At 59.4% G+C, this 18,000-nt stretch carries 15 protein-coding genes; 6 read left to right on the top strand and 9 right to left on the bottom strand.

The features are described from left to right. Nucleotides 1-15 precede the first annotated feature (15 nt). Nucleotides 16-1,665, bottom strand: coding sequence for an AMP-binding protein (locus GIV26_RS14810; RefSeq protein WP_054919007.1), 1,650 nt, complete (start codon nt 1,663-1,665; stop codon nt 16-18). Between the two features lie 374 nt (nt 1,666-2,039). Here GIV26_RS14810 and GIV26_RS14805 point away from each other — a divergent pair, with 374 nt between their 5' ends. From GIV26_RS14805 to GIV26_RS14790, 4 genes are all read left to right on the top strand, one after another. After that, the gene (locus GIV26_RS14805) at nt 2,040-2,933 is read left to right on the top strand and encodes a bestrophin family protein (protein WP_054919016.1); all 894 of its coding nucleotides are present in this window, start codon (nt 2,040-2,042) and stop codon (nt 2,931-2,933) included. Between the two features lie 70 nt (nt 2,934-3,003). After that, nucleotides 3,004-4,062, top strand: coding sequence for a tetratricopeptide repeat protein (locus GIV26_RS14800; RefSeq protein ID WP_198715810.1), 1,059 nt, complete (start codon nt 3,004-3,006; stop codon nt 4,060-4,062). A 157-nt stretch (nt 4,063-4,219) separates the two neighbouring features. After that, a complete protein-coding gene (locus GIV26_RS14795) occupies nt 4,220-5,719 on the top strand; it encodes an ATPase domain-containing protein (protein ID WP_034127457.1) in 1,500 nt (499 codons plus the stop codon). Continuing rightward, nucleotides 5,719-7,389, top strand: coding sequence for an ATP-binding protein (locus tag GIV26_RS14790; protein WP_034127458.1), 1,671 nt, complete (start codon nt 5,719-5,721; stop codon nt 7,387-7,389). The genes GIV26_RS14795 and GIV26_RS14790 overlap by 1 nt, the downstream gene beginning before the upstream one ends. Before the next feature lie 61 nt (nt 7,390-7,450). Here GIV26_RS14790 and GIV26_RS14785 read toward each other — a convergent pair whose 3' ends face one another. From GIV26_RS14785 to GIV26_RS14765, 5 genes are all read right to left on the bottom strand, one after another. Then, nucleotides 7,451-7,828, bottom strand: a complete 378-nt coding sequence (locus GIV26_RS14785) for a response regulator (protein WP_032897270.1) — start codon at nt 7,826-7,828, stop codon at nt 7,451-7,453. Nucleotides 7,829-7,906: 78 nt separating this feature from the next. Further along, the gene (locus GIV26_RS14780) at nt 7,907-9,100 is read right to left on the bottom strand and encodes a hybrid sensor histidine kinase/response regulator (RefSeq protein WP_034127459.1); all 1,194 of its coding nucleotides are present in this window, start codon (nt 9,098-9,100) and stop codon (nt 7,907-7,909) included. Beyond that, on the bottom strand, nt 9,094-9,693 hold the full coding sequence (locus tag GIV26_RS14775) for a chemotaxis protein CheB (protein ID WP_054896518.1): 600 nt from the start codon (nt 9,691-9,693) through the stop codon (nt 9,094-9,096). The genes GIV26_RS14780 and GIV26_RS14775 overlap by 7 nt, the downstream gene beginning before the upstream one ends. Then, nucleotides 9,690-10,520, bottom strand: coding sequence for a CheR family methyltransferase (locus GIV26_RS14770; protein WP_019817062.1), 831 nt, complete (start codon nt 10,518-10,520; stop codon nt 9,690-9,692). The genes GIV26_RS14775 and GIV26_RS14770 overlap by 4 nt, the downstream gene beginning before the upstream one ends. Then, nucleotides 10,521-14,018, bottom strand: coding sequence for a response regulator (locus tag GIV26_RS14765; RefSeq protein ID WP_034127461.1), 3,498 nt, complete (start codon nt 14,016-14,018; stop codon nt 10,521-10,523). A gap of 262 nt (nt 14,019-14,280) precedes the next feature. On the opposite strand from GIV26_RS14765, the gene GIV26_RS14760 reads away from it, so the two are divergent. Both GIV26_RS14760 and GIV26_RS14755 read left to right on the top strand, forming a co-directional pair. Further along, a complete protein-coding gene (locus GIV26_RS14760; protein ID WP_034127462.1) occupies nt 14,281-14,634 on the top strand; it encodes a response regulator in 354 nt (117 codons plus the stop codon). 114 nt (nt 14,635-14,748) lie between these two features. Continuing rightward, complete coding sequence (locus tag GIV26_RS14755) at nt 14,749-16,149, top strand: DUF1254 domain-containing protein (RefSeq protein WP_236281304.1); 1,401 nt, start codon at nt 14,749-14,751, stop codon at nt 16,147-16,149. 55 nt (nt 16,150-16,204) lie between these two features. Here the strand turns inward: GIV26_RS14755 and GIV26_RS14750 are convergent, their stop codons facing one another. From GIV26_RS14750 to idi, 3 genes are all read right to left on the bottom strand, one after another. Further along, a complete protein-coding gene (locus GIV26_RS14750) occupies nt 16,205-16,876 on the bottom strand; it encodes a DUF3313 domain-containing protein (protein WP_034127464.1) in 672 nt (223 codons plus the stop codon). 116 nt (nt 16,877-16,992) lie between these two features. Next, nucleotides 16,993-17,334, bottom strand: a complete 342-nt coding sequence (locus GIV26_RS14745; protein ID WP_236281302.1) for a hypothetical protein — start codon at nt 17,332-17,334, stop codon at nt 16,993-16,995. Between the two features lie 106 nt (nt 17,335-17,440). Next, nucleotides 17,441-17,983, bottom strand: coding sequence for an isopentenyl-diphosphate Delta-isomerase (gene idi, locus GIV26_RS14740; protein WP_236281299.1), 543 nt, complete (start codon nt 17,981-17,983; stop codon nt 17,441-17,443). Between the last annotated feature and the right edge of the window lie 17 nt (nt 17,984-18,000).

Below are 18,000 nucleotides of genomic sequence, written 5' to 3'. Positions count from 1 at the left end.
TTCCTTTTAAAGGGATCACGCCACGGCCGCCTGGGCCTTGGCTATTTCCTGATTGCGCAAAATAAAGCGTTGCAGCTTGCCGCTCGGGGTCTTGGGCAAGTCGCTGACAAATTCGATTTCCCGCGGGTACGCATGGGCGGCCAGGCGCTGACGCACATGCAGGCGCAACTCTTCAGCCAGCTCCGGGGTGGCACGGTATTGCTCACTGATCACCACAAAGGCTTTGACCAGCTCGGTGCGCTCCGGGCAAGGCTTGCCGACCACGGCAGCCTCGACCACCGCAGGGTGTTCCACCAACGCGCTTTCCACATCGAAGGGCCCCACGCGGTAGCCGGATGTAGTGATCACGTCGTCGCTGCGCCCGACAAAGCTGATGCTGCCGTCCGGGTTCAGCTCCACGGTGTCGCCGCTGAGGTAGTACTTGCCGACGAACGCCTTGGTTTTCACGCCGTCGTACCCGGCAAACCAGCACATAGGCGATTGCTCGCGGTCGATGGCAAGGATGCCGGGTTGGCCGGCTGGCAGCTCCTGATGGTTGTCATCCAGCACCACGATGCGATGCCCTGGCGAGGCAAAACCCGCCGAGCCGACATGCACCGGATGCGCCAAACCATGGTGATTGCACAGCACCATGCCTAGCTCGGTCTGGCCGTAATGGTCGTGGATGGTCACGCCCAGGTTGTCGGCGAACCAGCGGATCACCTCCGGGTTCAATGGCTCGCCGGCGCTGCTGACGATGCGCAGCTTGCCCTTGATCGAACGGGCGAACTGTTCGCCACCGGCAATCAACAGCCGATACGCCGTGGGCGAACCGGTCAGGTTGGTGATCGCGTATTTATTGATGACCCGGCAGGTGCTTTCCAGGGTGAACGGCCCATCGTAGAAGGTAATCGGGTGCCCCATGGACAACGGCCCGGTCACGCCGAAATAGATGCCATAGGCCCACCCAGGGTCGGCAACGTTCCAGAACGCGTCCTCGGGGCGCAAGTCCACGGCGTCGCGCATATAGCCCTGGAACGCGACGATGGCCTTGAGCGGTACCGACAGCGCCTTGGACGGGCCGGTGGTGCCGGAGGTGAACATCAGCAGGAACGGCTCCTCTGCGCCCAGCAGCACCGGCTCGCAGTGAGAAGAGTAATTGGGCAGTTCGGCCCAGAAGCTGTAGTCGCCCCGCACGATACCTTCGCCTTTGGCCCCGGCGACTGTGACGATGGTCGGGCAGTCGGCGACCTCCGCCAGCTTGGGACGGTTCACTGCATCGGTGACTACCAGCGCTGCGCCAGAGCTGTTCAAGCGATGTTCAATCGCCTTGGGTCCGAACGCGGTAAACAGCGGCTGATAGACCGCGCCGATGCGCCACGTTGCCAGCACGACCACCAACAATTCGGCAGTGCGAGGCAACAGGCCCGCCACTTTGTCACCGCGCTTGACGCCCTGGGCCAGCAGGAAGTTGGCGAAACGTGCGGCCTGCTCCTGCAGTTCGGTAAAGGTAGAGGTGGCGCTGCGCCCGTCCTTGCCTTCCCAGAACAACGCGATGCGCCCCGGCAGCGCGTGACGGTCACAGCATTCAACACAGGCATTGAGCGCCTGCAGATTGCCGGCCAGTGCGGCGTCGGCGGTATGCTGGTAATCAAACTCGGTAGTGGCAGCCAAATACTCACGCATCGCTTCCTATCCTTCTGTGTTTTTATTTTCAGGACGTTTACAACTCGATAAACCGCTGAAATAGTCGCTCCAGAGCGGCGCAGCGGCAATGGTCAAAGCCTTCAACTTGGCTGACTGGTTTGGCCAGTCCGTAGTGAACACGGGGGCTTTTTCGCTTTTCTGTGGGAGCGGGCTTGCCCGCGAAGGCGGTGGGTCAGTCACCCCGACTGTCACTGCACCACCGCTTTCGCAGGCAAGCCTGCTCCCACAGGGTTATGTACTGCCGGTTCACACGTTAGTCATTGAGTTGACTGATCAGACGGTCGATCCAAGTGATTGGACGCGATGCATAGCAGCTTCTAATCTGACAGCCTGCTCCGCCACAGAAGCCCTCCATGATCGTTCGCCCTAAACCCAACGTCCTGGGTATCCTGTTCTCCCTCAAAGGCTCCATTGCCAAGCGCATTGCCTGGCGCAGCCTGCTGGTCACGCTGTTGGCCTCGGTCATCGTGCTGGTGGAAACCCTGCACCCCGCCTATTTTTCCAAGGTCAACGCTACGCCCTTCACCTTGTTGGGCCTGTCACTGTCGATCTTCATGAGTTTTCGCAACAACGCCTGCTACGACCGTTGGTGGGAGGGCCGCAAGCAACTGGGGCAAATGGTCATTGACGTGCGCTCGCTGATTCGCGAGACCCAGGTGCTGGGGGACACCGCCGAGCGTGCTGGCCTGCTGCGCGGCCTGTGCGGTTTTGCCCATGGCTTGGTCGCGCATTTGCGCCATGAAGATCAAGCCCGGGCGATACACCCGTGGATCAGCGTGCCAGCGAGCCACCCCAACCTGCCGGACAGCGTGCTGCAAGCAGTCGGTGCGCGCTTTTCGGTCCTGGCACAACAGGGCGTGATCAGCGAATGGCGCTACACCCAACTGGAAGCCCGGCTGGTCAGCCTGAGCCAGGTGCAGGCGGCATGCGAGCGCATCAAGACCACACCACTGCCCTTTCCCTACACCCTGCTGTTGCACCGCACCATTTACCTGTTCTGCATCTTGCTGCCATTCGCCATGGCCGAGCCTCTTGGCTGGTTGACGCCAGTGTTCACCGCGATTGTCAGCTACACCTTCTTTGGCCTGGATGCGATTGGCGATGAATTGGAAGACCCCTTCGGCTTCGACGAAAACGACTTGCCGTGTGACGCTATCCTGCGGACATTGGAGCGCGAGATCCTCTCCGCCTTGGGTGAAGTCAACCTGCCGCCAGCGTTGGAGCCAGCGGACTACGTGCTGACCTGACGCGGGTTTGACACTCGCCTCGCACTGACCGAAGCTTGGAACTTTGCTGCCCAAGCTTTCGGACGCCTGCATGTCAAAGTCACGCCGTTACTCCATCATCGGCCTGTGCGCCCTGTTGCTGATCGTACTGATCACCTGGTTTTTCTCCCGTACCCCGGCAGTGGCCGTCGCCCCGGCCATCGCCCATGGCTATTCCAAGGCCTTGAAGCAGGCGCATAACGGCGAGCCAGGCGCCGCACGTGTGTTGTACCAACAGCTGGGCCGGCCGGACCTGTCGCCCGAGCGCCGCGCCGCCTTGCACGCCGAGCTGCCCAATTACCCCAGCCCCCAGGCGCTGAAGCTGGCCGATAAAGACCTGACCAATGAGTCGGCGCTGGTGCGCGAAGCCGCGATTCACAGCATCGTCGGGCTGGTGCCCACTGGCCAACGTACCTTGCTACTCGGCCCGGTGCTGGACGATCCGGAACAATCGGTGCGCTTTGCCGCCGCCAACGCCTTGCTCGGCCTGTCGCCCGATACCCTGGGTTTGTACTTTGGCCCACTGCAGCAGGTACTCGACGAATTCGTGACAACGCTGAAGGCCCAGCCCGAAACGGCTGAAGGCTGGATTCAATTGGCGCGCCTGTACATCCACAGCGCCCTGCTGCCGGAGGCGCAAAACGCCCTGGAGCAGGCAATGCGCTTGCAGCCGGACAACCTGCAAGCGGTGGTATCGCAAATCGAACTGCTGGACAAACAAGGAAAGACTGACGAGTCGCGTCAACTGCTGGCCCGACAATTGGCTGCGCACCCCGAATCGGCCTACCTGCAACATGCTCTGGGCATGTGGCTGCTGCACCATGGCGAGCGGCCCTACGCCCTGCTCGGCTTGTCCAAGGCGGTGGAGCTTGCGCCGGACAACCCGGATTATCGCTACGACCTGGCCACGACCCTGCACGCCCAGGACGAAGTAGAGGCGGCCCAGCGCCAGTTGGAAGAAATCGTCCAGCGTCACCCCGCCAACCGCAAAGCCCGCGTGCTGCTGGTCAACTACTGGAAAGAGACCGGCCAGTTGCAGAACGTCCAAGTGCTGCTCGCTCAACTGGAGCAACAGAACCCGGATGATCCGGCGCTACAGCAGGGCCTCTGATCTGCGATCAGTTCAGCACTGCAAAAACTTGTAAAAGCAGCCTCTCTTCGTCCAAATCATTCAAAACGTTGAACCGCCAGTGGCCACTACGGTCAAGTGAATATGGCGCGTCCCATTCGGCGTGCCCCTCTACTTGTACGTGACCTGAGGGCACTTCTTGAGTACATCCAAACAGCTGTTGAGTGAAAAGGCGGCCACCGGCGTCGAAGGTCTTGATGACATTCTTGCCGGGGGGCTATCGCGAAGCCACGTGTTTTTGCTCGAAGGCGAACCCGGCACCGGTAAAACCACCGTGGCCCTGCATTTTCTGCGGGCCGGTGCGCAGAACGGCGAACGTTGCTTATATATCACCCTGTCCGAAACCGAGCACGAACTGCGCCAGGGTGCCAAATCCCACGGCTGGGACTTGGATGAGCATATTCATATCTTCGAGCTGACCCCTCCGGAAAGCCTGCTCAACGCCGATCACCAGCAAAGTCTGCTGTATTCCTCCGACCTGGAGCTGGGTGAAGCCACCCGCCAGATCTTTGAAGTGGTAGAACGGGTCAAGCCGACCCGCGTGGTGGTCGACAGCCTGTCTGAGATCCGCCTTCTGGCGCAAAGCTCCTTGCGCTATCGCCGGCAGATCCTGGCGATCAAGCACTACTTCGTACGCTATGACGCCACCGTACTGCTGCTGGACGACCTGACCACCGAGTCCCTGGATAAAACCGTGCACAGCGTGGCCCACGGCGTGATTCGCCTGGAAGAACTGACCCCCACCTACGGTGCCGAGCGTCGGCGTATCCGCGTAGTGAAATACCGTGGCCAGAAATACCGTGGCGGCTTTCATGATTTCACCATCATGGGCGACGGCATTCACGTGTTCCCGCGCCTGGTAGCGGCCGAGCATCGCGGTGGTTATAACCGTCAAACGTTGAGCAGTGGCATCGAGGAGTTGGACTCTTTGCTCGGCGGTGGTATCGAGACCGGCTCCAGCAGCCTGATTCTCGGCCCGGCGGGCACCGGCAAGTCGCTGATCTCGATGATCTTCGCCGCCGCCGCCGTGGCGCGAGGCGAAAAGGCTGCGCTGTTTATCTTCGATGAAGAACTGGGCCTGCTGTTCGAGCGCATGAAAAACATGGGCATTGATCTCGCCGCGCTACGGGACACCGGCAACCTGCTGATCGAACAGGTAGACGCCGCTGAACTCTCCCCCGGCGAATTTTCGCACCGGGTTCGTCGCTGCGTGGATGAACGCGGCATCAAGACGGTGGTCATCGACAGTATCAACGGCTACCAGGCCGCAATGCCTGAAGAAAACGCGTTGATCCTGCATATGCATGAGCTGTTGCTGTACCTCAACCGCCGCGGTGCCGCGACCTTCATGACGGTGGCCCAGCACGGCCTGGTGGGCGACATGCAGACCCCGGTCGACATCACCTACCTGGCTGACACCGTGATCCTGCTGCGTTACTTCGAGGCTCTGGGCAAAGTTCGCCGGGCCATTTCGATCATCAAGAAAAGGACTGGCTCCCATGAGTCGACTATCCGCGAATATCGCATCGGCAGCCGTGGCATGACCGTGGGTGTTCCCCTGGATAACTTCCAGGGTGTGCTGCGCGGCATTCCAACCTATATGGGCGCCGGCTCCCCTCTGCTCAAGGATGAGGGCTAGTGCCGGCCCTCTCCCCCATCTCCGAGCGCGCCATCGTGCTGGCGCCCATGGGCCGCGATGGTTCATTGGCGCTGATGATGCTTAACGAAGCCGGCTACAGCGGGATCGTCGCCAGCAACCTGGGGCAAGTGTGCGAAGAACTGGCGCAAGGCGCCGGCCTGCTCATCATTGCCGCCGAGGCGCTGCGTGGCGTAGACCTTGAACCACTGCTCGAGCAATTGCACCAGCAGCCGGCGTGGTCCGACCTGCCGATCGTACTGATGACCCATCATGGCGGCAAAGAGCAGAACGGCTCCACCCGGCTCAGTGGCTTGCTGGGCAACGTGACGTTTCTGGAGCGGCCTTTCCACCCCATTACCCTGATCAGCCTGGTGAGCGCCGCGCTGCGCGGTCGGCGTCGCCAATACGAAGCACGGGACCGGTTGATTGACTTGAGCGAGAGTGAACTGCGGCTGCAGCGCACCCTGGAAACGCTTGAGCAGCAAGTGGAAGAACGCACGGCTCAACTGCGCCACAACGAAGAAGCCTTGCGCCAGTCGCAGAAAATGGAAGCCGTCGGCCAGTTGACCGGCGGCATTGCCCATGACTTCAACAATATGCTCACGGGCATTATCGGCAGCCTGGAACTGCTGCGCAGGCGGGTATCCCGAGGCAAGCTGGATGACCTGGACAGCCTGATCGACCTGGGTGTGACCTCCGCCAATCGCGCGGCCAGCCTCACACACCGGTTGCTGGCGTTTTCGCGCCGACAGTCGCTTGACTCCAAGCCCGTGCAGATCAATCAACTGGTGGCAGCCATGGGCGAGTTGCTGCAACGCAGCATCAACGAAAGCATCAGCCTGGACATGCGTCTGAGCGATGCCCTGTGGACCGCCGAAGCCGACCCGAACCAGCTCGAAAGCGCCTTGCTCAACCTGGTGATCAACGCGCGCGACGCCATGCCCACGGGTGGCACGCTAACCGTGGAGACCACCAATCGCCACCTCGACAGTGTCTTTACCGCCGCCTACGGCACCTTGACCCCGGGCGACTACGTAGAGCTGAGTGTCAGCGACAACGGTTGCGGCATACCGCAACATCTGATGGGCCGGGTGTTCGATCCGTTTTTTACCACCAAACCCATCGGCCAAGGCACCGGTCTTGGGTTGTCGATGATCTACGGCTTCGCTCGTCAGTCTCGTGGGCATGTGACCATCCACAGCGAAGTCAACCAAGGCACGACGGTCAGCCTGTTTCTGCCGCGCTTCATCGGTGAGCCCCAGGCACAGGCGCCGCTCAACCCGACACTGCTGCCGTTTGCCAATGCTGGGGAAACGGTGTTGATTGTCGAGGATGACCCCGCGGTTCGGGTGCTGGTCAGCGCTGTGCTCAAAGAACTGGGGTATGGGTTTATCGAGGCTGGGGATGCGAATACGGCGGTGCCGATTATTGAATCCGAACAGCGCATTGACCTGATGATCAGCGATGTCGGCCTACCCGGTATGAACGGCCGGCAACTGGCGGAAATCGGCCGGCAGATTCGTCCTCAACTCAAGGTATTGTTCATCACCGGCTATGCCGAGCATGCCGCCGTGCGAGGGGGATTCCTGGATCCGGGCATGCAGTTGATCACCAAGCCGTTTACCTTCGATTTATTGACCGCCAAGGTCCGAGAAATGATCAGGGCCTGAGGCGGTCACGCCACCTAAAAAGAAGAGCGTCGAGATGCGCAGAGTCTCAAGTTGTGCGGTATTACGCCAATAACCGCTGGATATGCTCCTGCAGCGTATCCAGATCGAACGGCTTTGCCAGGATCGGCGCATTGCGCGTGATGGGGCTGTGGCAGTCCAGAATTTCCTGCGGGTACCCGCTGATAAAGATCACCTTCAGCTCCGGACGCAATTTGATTGCCGGCTCGGCAATTTGCACGCCCGAGATCCCACCCGGCAGGCGGTAATCGGTCACCATCAAGTCCAGGTGCGGTTTGGTCGCAAGGATTTCGAAGGCCTGCTCCCCGTCGATCGCCTTCAAGACCCGGTAGCCCAAGCCTGCCAGGTACTCGCCCAGCACAAACATAATGGATTCGTCGTCCTCGACGATCAGTACGACATCTTGTGCATCTTCACTCATGGGAAGCCTTTGTCCGGTCAATTGCTGCAGTTACGACCATGGGGTCACGCAGAGGTTGCGTCGGGGTGACGATTGATTTCACTCAGCCACTTCCAAAGGCAGGCATACCCGGAACAGGGCGCCCTCACCTATCTGACTCTCGACCTCAATCGTGCCGCCATGGGCCGCCACGATCTGCTCGGAAATAAACAGGCCCAGGCCCAGGCCGGCTGCGGAATGGTTGGCCGAAACCCGTTCGAACTGTTGGAAAATACGCTTCTGGTTCTCCTCGCTGATACCAATGCCATGGTCGCGTACCTCTACCCGCGCTTCGCCATGCTCGGTATACACCCGCACCTGCACCGGGCTCTTAGCTCCGTAGCGCAGGGCGTTGGTCAGCAGGTTGGTGATCACCTGCTCGATACGGAACTCATCCCAGCAGCCTTGCACCGGGCTTTCGGCCTGCAATTGCATGGACGACTCGGCGGCTGCCACTTGCGGCGCGAAGTTATCCACCAGGTTGCGTACCAGTTGCGCCAGATCGATGCGTGCCGGGCGAATCGACAGCTTGCCGGTACGGATACGCGACACGTCGAGCATGTCCTCGATCAGGCGGATCAAGCTCTGGATCTGGCGCTCATCGCGGTCAACCATGGCGCGCATCTTGTCCAGGGTAAACGCCGCGGCGTTGTCCCGGGCCAGGTGCATCTTGCGCAGTTGGGTCTCCAGAATCAGCCCGTTGAGGGGCGTACGCACTTCGTGGGCGACAATCGACATGAAGTCGTCACGCATGCGCACCGCCTGTTCCAGCTCGGCCTGGGTGGCCTGCAGGCGCGTGAGCAACAGCTCCTGCTCACGGCGGCTGCGCTCCAGCTCTTCAACTTGCAGCTTCATCGCCTTGCTTTGGCGATACAGGTCGACGAACACATTGACCTTGCTCTTGACCGCATGGATATCCAGCGGCTTGTGCAGGAAGTCCACCGCGCCGCTTTCATAGCCCTTGAAGGCGTAGTTGAGTTCGCGGCCAGCGGCGCTGACGAACACGATGGGGATGTTCTTGGTCTTTTCGGTGCCGCGCATCAGTTCGGCCAGTTCGAAACCGTTCATGCCAGGCATCTGCACGTCGAGGATCGCCATGGCGAATTCATGTTCCAGCAACAGGGACAACGCCTCGTCGGCACTCAATGCCTTGAAGACCTGGCGATCCTCACGCTTGATCAGCGCCTCGAGGGCCAGCAGGTTTTCCGGCAGATCGTCGACGATCAGCAGTTTGGCCTGGACAGTACTTAACATGGGAAGGGTTCCAGGGAAGCCAGCAATGAGCCGATTCGGCTCAAGGAAAGAATATGGTCAGGTGTGTGCAAGGCCAGAGCCGCCAGGGGCATGACGGCAATGCGTGCCTCTTGTGGGTCCTGCACGATGGTAATGCCACCCGATTGCTTGACGTGGGCCAGCCCGCTTGCGCCGTCCTGGTTGGCGCCAGTCAACAAAATGGCGAGCAGGCGCGGCCCATACACATCGGCCGCAGAGGAAAACAGGTAGTCGATGGCGGGTCTGGAATGGTGCACCCGGTCTTCCTGGCTCAGGGACAGGCTGCGGTCCTGCTCTACCGACAGGTGATAACCGGGCCCGGCAAAGTACAAGGTGCCCGCCTCCAGCGCTTCTTTGTCCCTCGCCTCCTTGACCGGGATGTTCAGGCGCCGGGCAAAAACTTCTGCCAGTTGGCTGCGGCGCTCGTCCGGCAGGTGCAGCACGGCAATGATCGGCAGCGCGAAGGTGCTCGGCAACTGGCCGAAAATACTCAGCAACGCCTCAACGCCGCCGGCGGAAGCGCCGACGACGATGGCTTCGATTCCCGAAATCGGGGTGTCTGGCGCGTCGCTCATGATTTTCGGTAAATCCGTTCCTGCTTGACCAAGGGCTCGAATTGCTTGCTGTAGGCGGAAAAATCCAGGGTTTCCTTGCTGCCCAGCACCAAAAAGCCGCGATGACACAGCGACTCATGAAACAAGCCAAACGCTCGATCTTGCAATTTTTTATTGAAATAAATCAATACGTTACGACATGAAATCAATTGAGTTTCTGAGAATACGCTGTCGGTTGCCAGGCTGTGGTCGGCAAAGGTCACGTTCTCGCGCAATGTCTTGTCGAAGATCGCGTAATCGTAAGCCGCTGTGTAGTAGTCGGCAAATGAACGTTGCCCGCCGGCCTGCTGATAATTGGCGGTGTAGGCGCGCACGTTCTCCAGGGAAAAGATGCCCTGCTTGGCTTTATCCAGCGACGCGGGGTTGATGTCCGTGGCGTAGATGATGGTGCGTTCCAGCAAGCCTTCTTCACGCAGCAGGATGGCCATGGAGTACACCTCCTCGCCCGTGCTGCAGCCGGCGATCCAGATCTTGATCGACGGGTAGGTCTTGAGCAGCGGCACGACTTCCTGGCGAATCGCGAGGAAGTGCGACGGGTCGCGAAACATCTCGCTCACCGGAATGGTCAAGAACTGCAGCAACTGCATGAACGCGGCCGGGTCGTGCAACACGCGCTCTTGCAGTGCGGAAATGGTCGCGCAGTCGAACTGACGCAAGGCATGGGCCACACGGCGTTTGACCGACGCGCCCGAGTAGTCGCGAAAGTCATAGCTGTACTTGAGGTAAATCGCCTCGATCAACAGGCGCAGCTCAATATCGCTGCTCTTATCCAAGAAACACTGCTCCACTTAAATGCGTTCCATCTTCGGTAGCCATACGCGAATCAGTGAGAACAGGCGGTCCAGGTCAATCGGCTTGGCCAGGTAATCGTTTGAGCCTGCTGCCAGGCAACGTTCCTGATCGTCCTTCATGGCCTTGGCCGTCACGGCAATGATTGGCAGTTTTTTCCAGCGTGGGTCCTGGCGGATCAAGGCGGTGGCCTCGTAACCGTCCATCTCCGGCATCATCACGTCCATCAGCACCAGGTCGATATCGTCCACTTCATTGAGCTTGTCGATGGCTTCCTGGCCGTTACGCCCGATCACCACCACCGCGCCTTTGTGCTCCAGGGCGCTGGTCAGGGCGAAGATATTGCGTACGTCGTCGTCCACCAGCAGGATCTTGCGCCCCTCGAAGACCTTATCGCGGCTGCGGGCAGTCTTGAGCATCTTCTGGCGGTCATGGGACAACTGGGATTCGACTTTGTGCAGAAACAGCGTGACTTCATCCAGCAGACGCTCGGGCGAGCGCGCGCCCTTGATGATGATCGAGCGTGAATACTTGCGCAGTTCGGCCTCTTCATCCCGGGTCAGGTTACGCCCGGTGTAGACGATTACTGGCGGGAACGAGCAGATGTCCTCGGTGGCCATGCGCTTGAGCAGCTCGTTGCCGAGCATGTCCGGCAGCTTGAGGTCGATGATCATGCAGTCGTAGATGGTGGTGCGCAGCAGGTCGAGGGCTTCCTGGGCAAAGCCTACGGCGGTGATCTCGATGTCATCGTCGCCGATCAGGCGGGCAATGCTGTCGCGCTGCAGGTCATCGTCTTCGACCAGCAGGATGCGCTTGACCTTCTGGGTCAACTTGGCTTCCAGGCGCGCAAACACGTCCTTGAGCTCTTCGCGGGTAGTGGGCTTGACGGCATAACCGATGGCGCCCATGTGCATGGCGGCTTCGACGCGGTCTTCCACGGAAATCACATGCACGGGGATATGGCGCGTGTTGGCGTGTTCCTTGAGGCGTTGCAGCACGGTCAGCCCGGAATGGTCTGGCAGGCGCATGTCCAGCAGGATCGCGTCGGGGATGTACTGCTCGGCAAGGCTATAGCCCTCGTCGGCACCGTGGGCTACCAGGCAGTGGTAACCCAGTTCGTGAGCGAGGTCGAACAGGATTCGCGCAAAATTCGGCTCGTCTTCCACCACCAGGATGCAGCGGGTGCTGAACGGTGCTTTTTCTCGGTCGTCGGCAAAGCGTGGGATCACCTTGGCGTCGGCCACCGGCAATGGCGACACCTTGACAGGCGCCGGTGCCGGCGCGACCACCACTTGGCGCGGTGGCTCGATCGGCGCCGCGTCCTCGTCGCGTTCGACATACTGTTCAGGCAGTACAAGCGTGAAAATACTGCCTTTTCCCGGTTCGCTGGTCACACTGATATAGCCGCCCAGCAAGGTGGCCAGGTCACGGGAAATCGACAAGCCCAGGCCAGTACCGCCGTAACGGCGATTGGTGGTGCCGTCGGCCTGACGGAAGGCTTCGAAGATGCTTTCCTGTTGATCCGGGGCGATACCTATGCCGGAATCGCGCACGGTAAAGGCAATGCCTTCCCCCGGCGCGCGGGACACCGACAGGCTGACCTCGCCCTGTTCGGTGAACTTGATGGCGTTGGACAACAGGTTCTTGAGGATCTGCTCCAGGCGTTGGCGATCAGTAAACAGCAGGGTTGGCGAGCCTTGCTGCACGTCCACCTGGAAGCCCAGTTTGCGGTCCATTGCCAGCGGCTCGAACATGCCGCGCAGGCCATCCACCAGGCGTTCGACGCTAGCGTTTTCCGGGCGCACTTCCAGCTTGCCGGCTTCGACTTTGGAAATATCCAGGATGTCGTTGATCAGGTTGAGCAAGTCATTGCCGGCTGAATAGATCGATTCGGCAAACTTGACCTGCTCGGCGCTGAGGTTTTCCTGGGGGTTATCTGCCAGCAGTTTGGCCAGGATCAGCGAGCTGTTCAGCGGTGTGCGCAGCTCGTGAGACATGTTGGCCAGGAATTCGGACTTGTACTTGCTGGAACGCTGCAGCTCATCGGCGCGGTCTTCCAGCTCCAGTTGGGCCTGGTTCAGCTCGATGTTCTTGCGGTCCATGGCGTCGCGCTGTTCGGCCAGGGTCTGGGTCTGTTCGGCGAGTTGCTCGTTGGTCTGCTCCAGCTCAGCCTGCTGGGTTTCCAGGTGGGCCTGGGACTCCTTGAGGATGCGCGACTGTTCTTCCAGCTCTTCGTTGGCGGTCTTGAGCTCTTCCTGCTGTACTTGCAGTTCTTCGTTGAGCTGCTGGGTCTCGGCCAGCACTTCCTGCAAGCGCTGGCGATAGCGCGCGGCTTCGATGGAGGTGCCGATATTGCCGGCGATCAGTTCCAGCAGTTCGATATCACGCTCATCCAGCGGGCGCAGGAAACCCAGCTCGACCACGCCATTGACACGGTCATCATCGCTGGTTGGCACCACCAATACGCTGCGGGCGGCCCCTTCACCGAGGCCGGAACTGACCTTGAAGTAATCCACCGGCACATCGTCCAGGCGAATCAGACGATCGCGCTGGGCGGCCTGCCCGACGATGCCTTCGTCGCTGTAGATCGACTGTTCCTGTTGTTCCTGCTCGCGGGAGAAGCCATACGTGGCCACACGCTTGAGGCCGCCGTGTTCTTCGCGCACGTACAGCGCCGCGACGGCCGAGCCCATGTACTGGGCGAAGAACTGCAGGATATTGCGTCCCAGCATGTTCAGGGTCAGTTGGCCCAGCACTTGCTCGGCCAGCTCGGTCTGGCCATTGCGCAGCCAGGCGGTTTGCTCCAGGCGCCGTGCAATCTTCTGTTGTGACGCGAGGTTTGCGCTGTAACTCTTTGAAAGTGAAATTAAATTCTTCCTGCCGATGTAGGCCAGAAAACCACTCAGCCCCAGTACAAACGCCAGGTACAACGTGACACTGATCACCGTCGTGCGGGTAACCTCTGCGTTACGGGTGATACGGAACTGTTGTTCCATCGCCACCGCGTCCTCATATTCCTTGCGAATTTCATCGGTGAGCCGCTTGCCCCGGCCCGCCTTGACCGCGCCCCGGTAATCACCGCTGTTGCGCTGCAGCTCAATCATCGACTGTGCGTAGTTGTTCCATTCGGTTTGCAAGGTTTCCAAGCGCTTGAGTCGGTCGACCTGCTGCGGGTTGTCGGCCACAAGATCCTGCAAATTGCGCAGGTCGGCAATGATCCGCGGCTTGGCCACTTCGTACGGATCAAGGAAGTGCTCGTCACCGGTGATCAGGAACCCGCGCATACCCGTTTCCAGGTCAACCGTCAGTTTGGACGTCTCATTGAGGTTGTTAATGACGCGGTCGGTGTGCTCCACCCACTGGATCACCGAGAGCAAATAGGTAATCAGGCAGACGAAAAACACCGCGCTGAGCACGCCCACGCCCAAGGGCAGGGCCACGTTACGGCTCAGCAAGGTACGAAAGCTTTTTTCATCGACGGACGACGCGGGTGTCATGGGCATGCCTTGGCCAAATGCGGGAAAACCGCAAGTTTGCCCGAATAACATCGCTCAACGCTATGTTTGTGCGTTGATTGGCAGCGAATGCGGTCAAGCGCATGGCGCCGGTACCTTTGTGAGTCATTACGCAAGCTGACGGGACTTTTTGCCTCGCTAAGGTCACAATGCCAGCAATTGCTTCGGAACTTGCTGGCATTGTTATCACTCCCAATCTAGTTGCCTTTAAGCCCAGCGCTCTCACTGTTCAGGAAAGTTCACTATGTCCCACACCTCCACCATCCTTGTAGTCGAAGACGACGCCATCGTGCGCATGCTGATCGTCGATGTCCTCGAAGAGTTGGAGTTCAAGGTGCTCGAAGCCGCGGATGCTGGGGAAGCACTGGCGCAGGTGCAAAATACCGACCAGATCATCGACCTGATGATGACGGACGTTGGCCTGCCCGACATGGACGGCAAACAACTGGCAACCAAGGTCCGCGAACTGCGCGCTACCCTGCCTATCCTGTTTGCCAGCGGCTATGCCGAAAACATTGATGTACCTGACGGCATGCAGGTGATTGGCAAGCCGTTTTCGATCGATCAGTTGCGTGACAAAGTCAAATCCATGCTCTAACGCCCCTTCCCCATGGTCCTTTGCAGAGATTAACGTGACGACCGGCCAATAAAACAGGAAACTCAGCGCCTTCACGCCACGCTCTCAGATAGCACTCAGGAAGGACGCAACAACATGATTGGAAAACCGACGCGCCTGCTGTTGGCGAGCCTCTCGATACTCATGAGCTCCGGCGCCTGGGCTGACTTCACCGCAAGCCCCAGCGAAGCCAGGGCCATTGCCAAGGAAGCCTACTTGTACGGCTTCCCGGTGGTGCAGATGTACAAGACGCTCTACACCCAGGCCGTTGATAAAGGCGGTGCCCACTTCAAGGCGCCGTTCAACCGTATCGAAAACAGCGCCCAGGTGCTCACCCCCAAGGACAACGCAGTTACCACCCCGAACGTCGACACGCCCTACTCGTTCGTGTGGATGGACTTGCGCAAAGAGCCGCTGGTGCTGACCCTGCCCAAGATTGAAGACAACCGCTATTACTCGGTGCAATTGATCGACCTCTATACGCAGAATTTCGCCTACCTGGGCACCCGCAGTACCGGCAATAACGGCGGGCACTACATGATCGCCGGGCCAGACTGGAAAGGTCAGCAGCCGGTGGACATCGACCGTGTGGTCTACAGCGAAAGCAACATCGCCTACGCCCTTTACCGCACTCAACTGTTTGACGACAAAGACCTGAGCAAGGTCAAGCAGATCCAGAGCGGCTACAAGGTGCAGGCGCTGAGCAGTTATGTGAGGCAACCCGCCCCCGCCAACGTGCCGAAGATCCAATGGCCCAAGCCGATGGCGACGATGACCGAAGGCCCGCAGCTGTTTCGCTACCTGAACTTCATGCTGGCCTTCGCCGCGCCCCAGGACAATGAAAAAGATCTGCTGGCGCGCTTTGCCAGGATCGGTATTGCCCCGGGCGCGCCGTTCAAAGTCAACCAGTTGACCGCCGAGCAGCGCAAGGCTCTGGAAGACGGCATCGCCGATGGCCGCGCTGAATTCGCCGCGTTCAAGAAGGCCAAGGTCGACACCCACCAAGTAACCGGCGCAGACCTGTACGGCAGCCGCGATCACCTGCAAAACAACTACCTGTACCGCTACGCCGGTGCCGAGCTGGGGATGTTCGGCAACTCCAGTGATGAAGCCGCACACTTGAGCTACGTCATCGACAGCGAAGGCAAGCCGGCCAATGGCGCACGCCACAGCTACACCGTGCATTTTGCCAAGGACCAGTTGCCGCCGGCTGACGCGTTCTGGTCGCTGACGATGTACGACGCCAAGACCAAATTGCTGGTGCCAAACCACAAGAAGCGCTACCTGATCAACTCGCAGATGTTGCCGAGCCTCAAGCTCGACGCAGAGGGTGGCTTGACCCTGGCATTGCAACACCACGAGCCACCCAAGGCTGAGCAGAGCAACTGGTTGCCAGCCCCTCCCGGCCCGTTCTATGCGGTCTTGCGCATTTACCTGCCCAAGCCTGAAGTCGCTAGCGGCCAGTGGAAGCTACCAGCGTTGACGCCGCTTAAATAAGCTCGGCGAATAAAAAAAGCGCGACGGGCGATGACCCGCCGCGCTTTTTTTTGACTCAGTGTTTTTTCAGTTTCACGTAGGACTGGTGCAGGTCTGACGCCCAACCGTCGATGACGCTTTTTACATCGTCGGCCTTCATCACTTGGGAGTCATTAGCCAGCGGCTTGCCGGTGCCTTTGCGCACCACTTGGGCCAGCACTTTATGAGTGGCGCCATCGAGGAACTGCGCCTCGGTGCCCAGGGTGGTTTCCTGGTCGCGAATGCCGGTGCCCGTGCTCACTGCCGCAGCCACCAGGGCGACGGGAATAAACTCATATGGCTTGAGACTCTCGGTCTTGCTGCTCACGGCGGTAATCGCCGCTCTCACAACAATTACCCCTGGGCCTGGGGCATTGGCCACGGGCAGTGACTGACCCAGCTCGCGCTTGAGCGCCTGGTTGTAATAGTCATTGATGCCCCGCAACGTGCTCTCGGGAATTCGGGAAGTGGCCTGGGGCTTGGGGTAAAACTGGGTAGGCTCGATGTAGACCGCGGTGTAGCGGCTCAGGTCCAGCTGTGGATCAACCCAGCGCATCACCTCAGCCCCCGACGGTGACTTGGCTTCCTTGAGCTGACTGTAGTTGGAAAGAAACCCTGAATACTCATCCGGCTGCACTACCTTGCTGGCGCAACCGGCCATGCCTAGCGAGGCAACACACAGTGTGCTGACCATTAGCCTTAGTTTCATCAATTAAACTCCCTGGCGACCACTATCGTAAGAGTGAGTGGTAGGTATAGCACCTTATTAACGCCAGAGATGGCGAAGGAGGTCGCCTCCCTCGCCACAGGTTATTGTCGTCTGTTCTAGCTCTGATTGGCCGCCGTCGTCGCTGGAAAATATGACACGGCTGAACGATGAACCGCGCGCTTGTTAACGTAGGCCCCGTAATCGACGTGCCACTCCTTCGACTTGGGTAGTTGGCTCTTATCCAACTTCACCTCCATGGGTTCATTCAGGCGGTCTTGTTGCAAGGCCAGGTAGACGGCAATGCCCTTGCCCAGAGGCGTACGCACGAAGAACACGACTTCTTGTCCTGCATCAACGTCAGGAATCGCTGGCGCGGTAAGGGTGATCGTGTTTTCGTTCTCGGTAATTTCAGCAGCTGGCAAATCATCGAAGCTAAGAAACTCGTATGCATTTGACATTTGGCAACCCTCGTCATCCAGGTGGGCCAAGGCGTGCAACACGCAGGCTTGGCCCACCTATTAACGGCTGTGGGATGCGCGTCGTCTACTGTCATAAACAACAGGTCTATACGTGCTTGGACGGTATGTCGAACTCGGGATGTTCTGCTAGAAGACGCGGCCATTGCATTGCAAACCAGGGCGTAAATAACGCCTGACTCTGTGCAAGTTGGGCGGATATGTCGGCTCGGGTCTGCCACTTGACCTCGCTGACTTCGTCGGCAGCGGGAGAAACTCCAGCGTCCGTTTGAGCAACCAGCACATGGCAGAGTTCGTGCTCCGCACCGACAGATCCGAACCGCGCGTGGTACTCAAAGCTGTACAGAGAGCGGCAGGAAGCCCAGACGCCTAACTCTTCGTGTAGACGACGGGACGCCGCCTCCAGAATAGTCTCGCCAGGTGCAGGATGACTGCAGCAAGCATTCGACCAAAAACCAGGCCAAAGCATTTTACCTGCCGCACGACGCTGAACCAGATGACGGCCACTGCTGTCGATCAAATGCACTGAAAAAGCGCGATGAAGCCGTCCGTTCCCCAGGTGTGCATCGCGTTTGCCACACACTCCGATCGGTCTATCTTGCGCATCAACTAACACTACATCATGGGTCATTGTGTATGTTCCTAAGT

The sequence above is a fragment of the Pseudomonas sp. PA-1-3F genome, from assembly GCF_021609665.1.
GTDB classification, from domain to species: domain Bacteria; phylum Pseudomonadota; class Gammaproteobacteria; order Pseudomonadales; family Pseudomonadaceae; genus Aquipseudomonas; species Aquipseudomonas paracarnis.
This window is presented reverse-complemented; position numbering and strand designations above follow the sequence as displayed.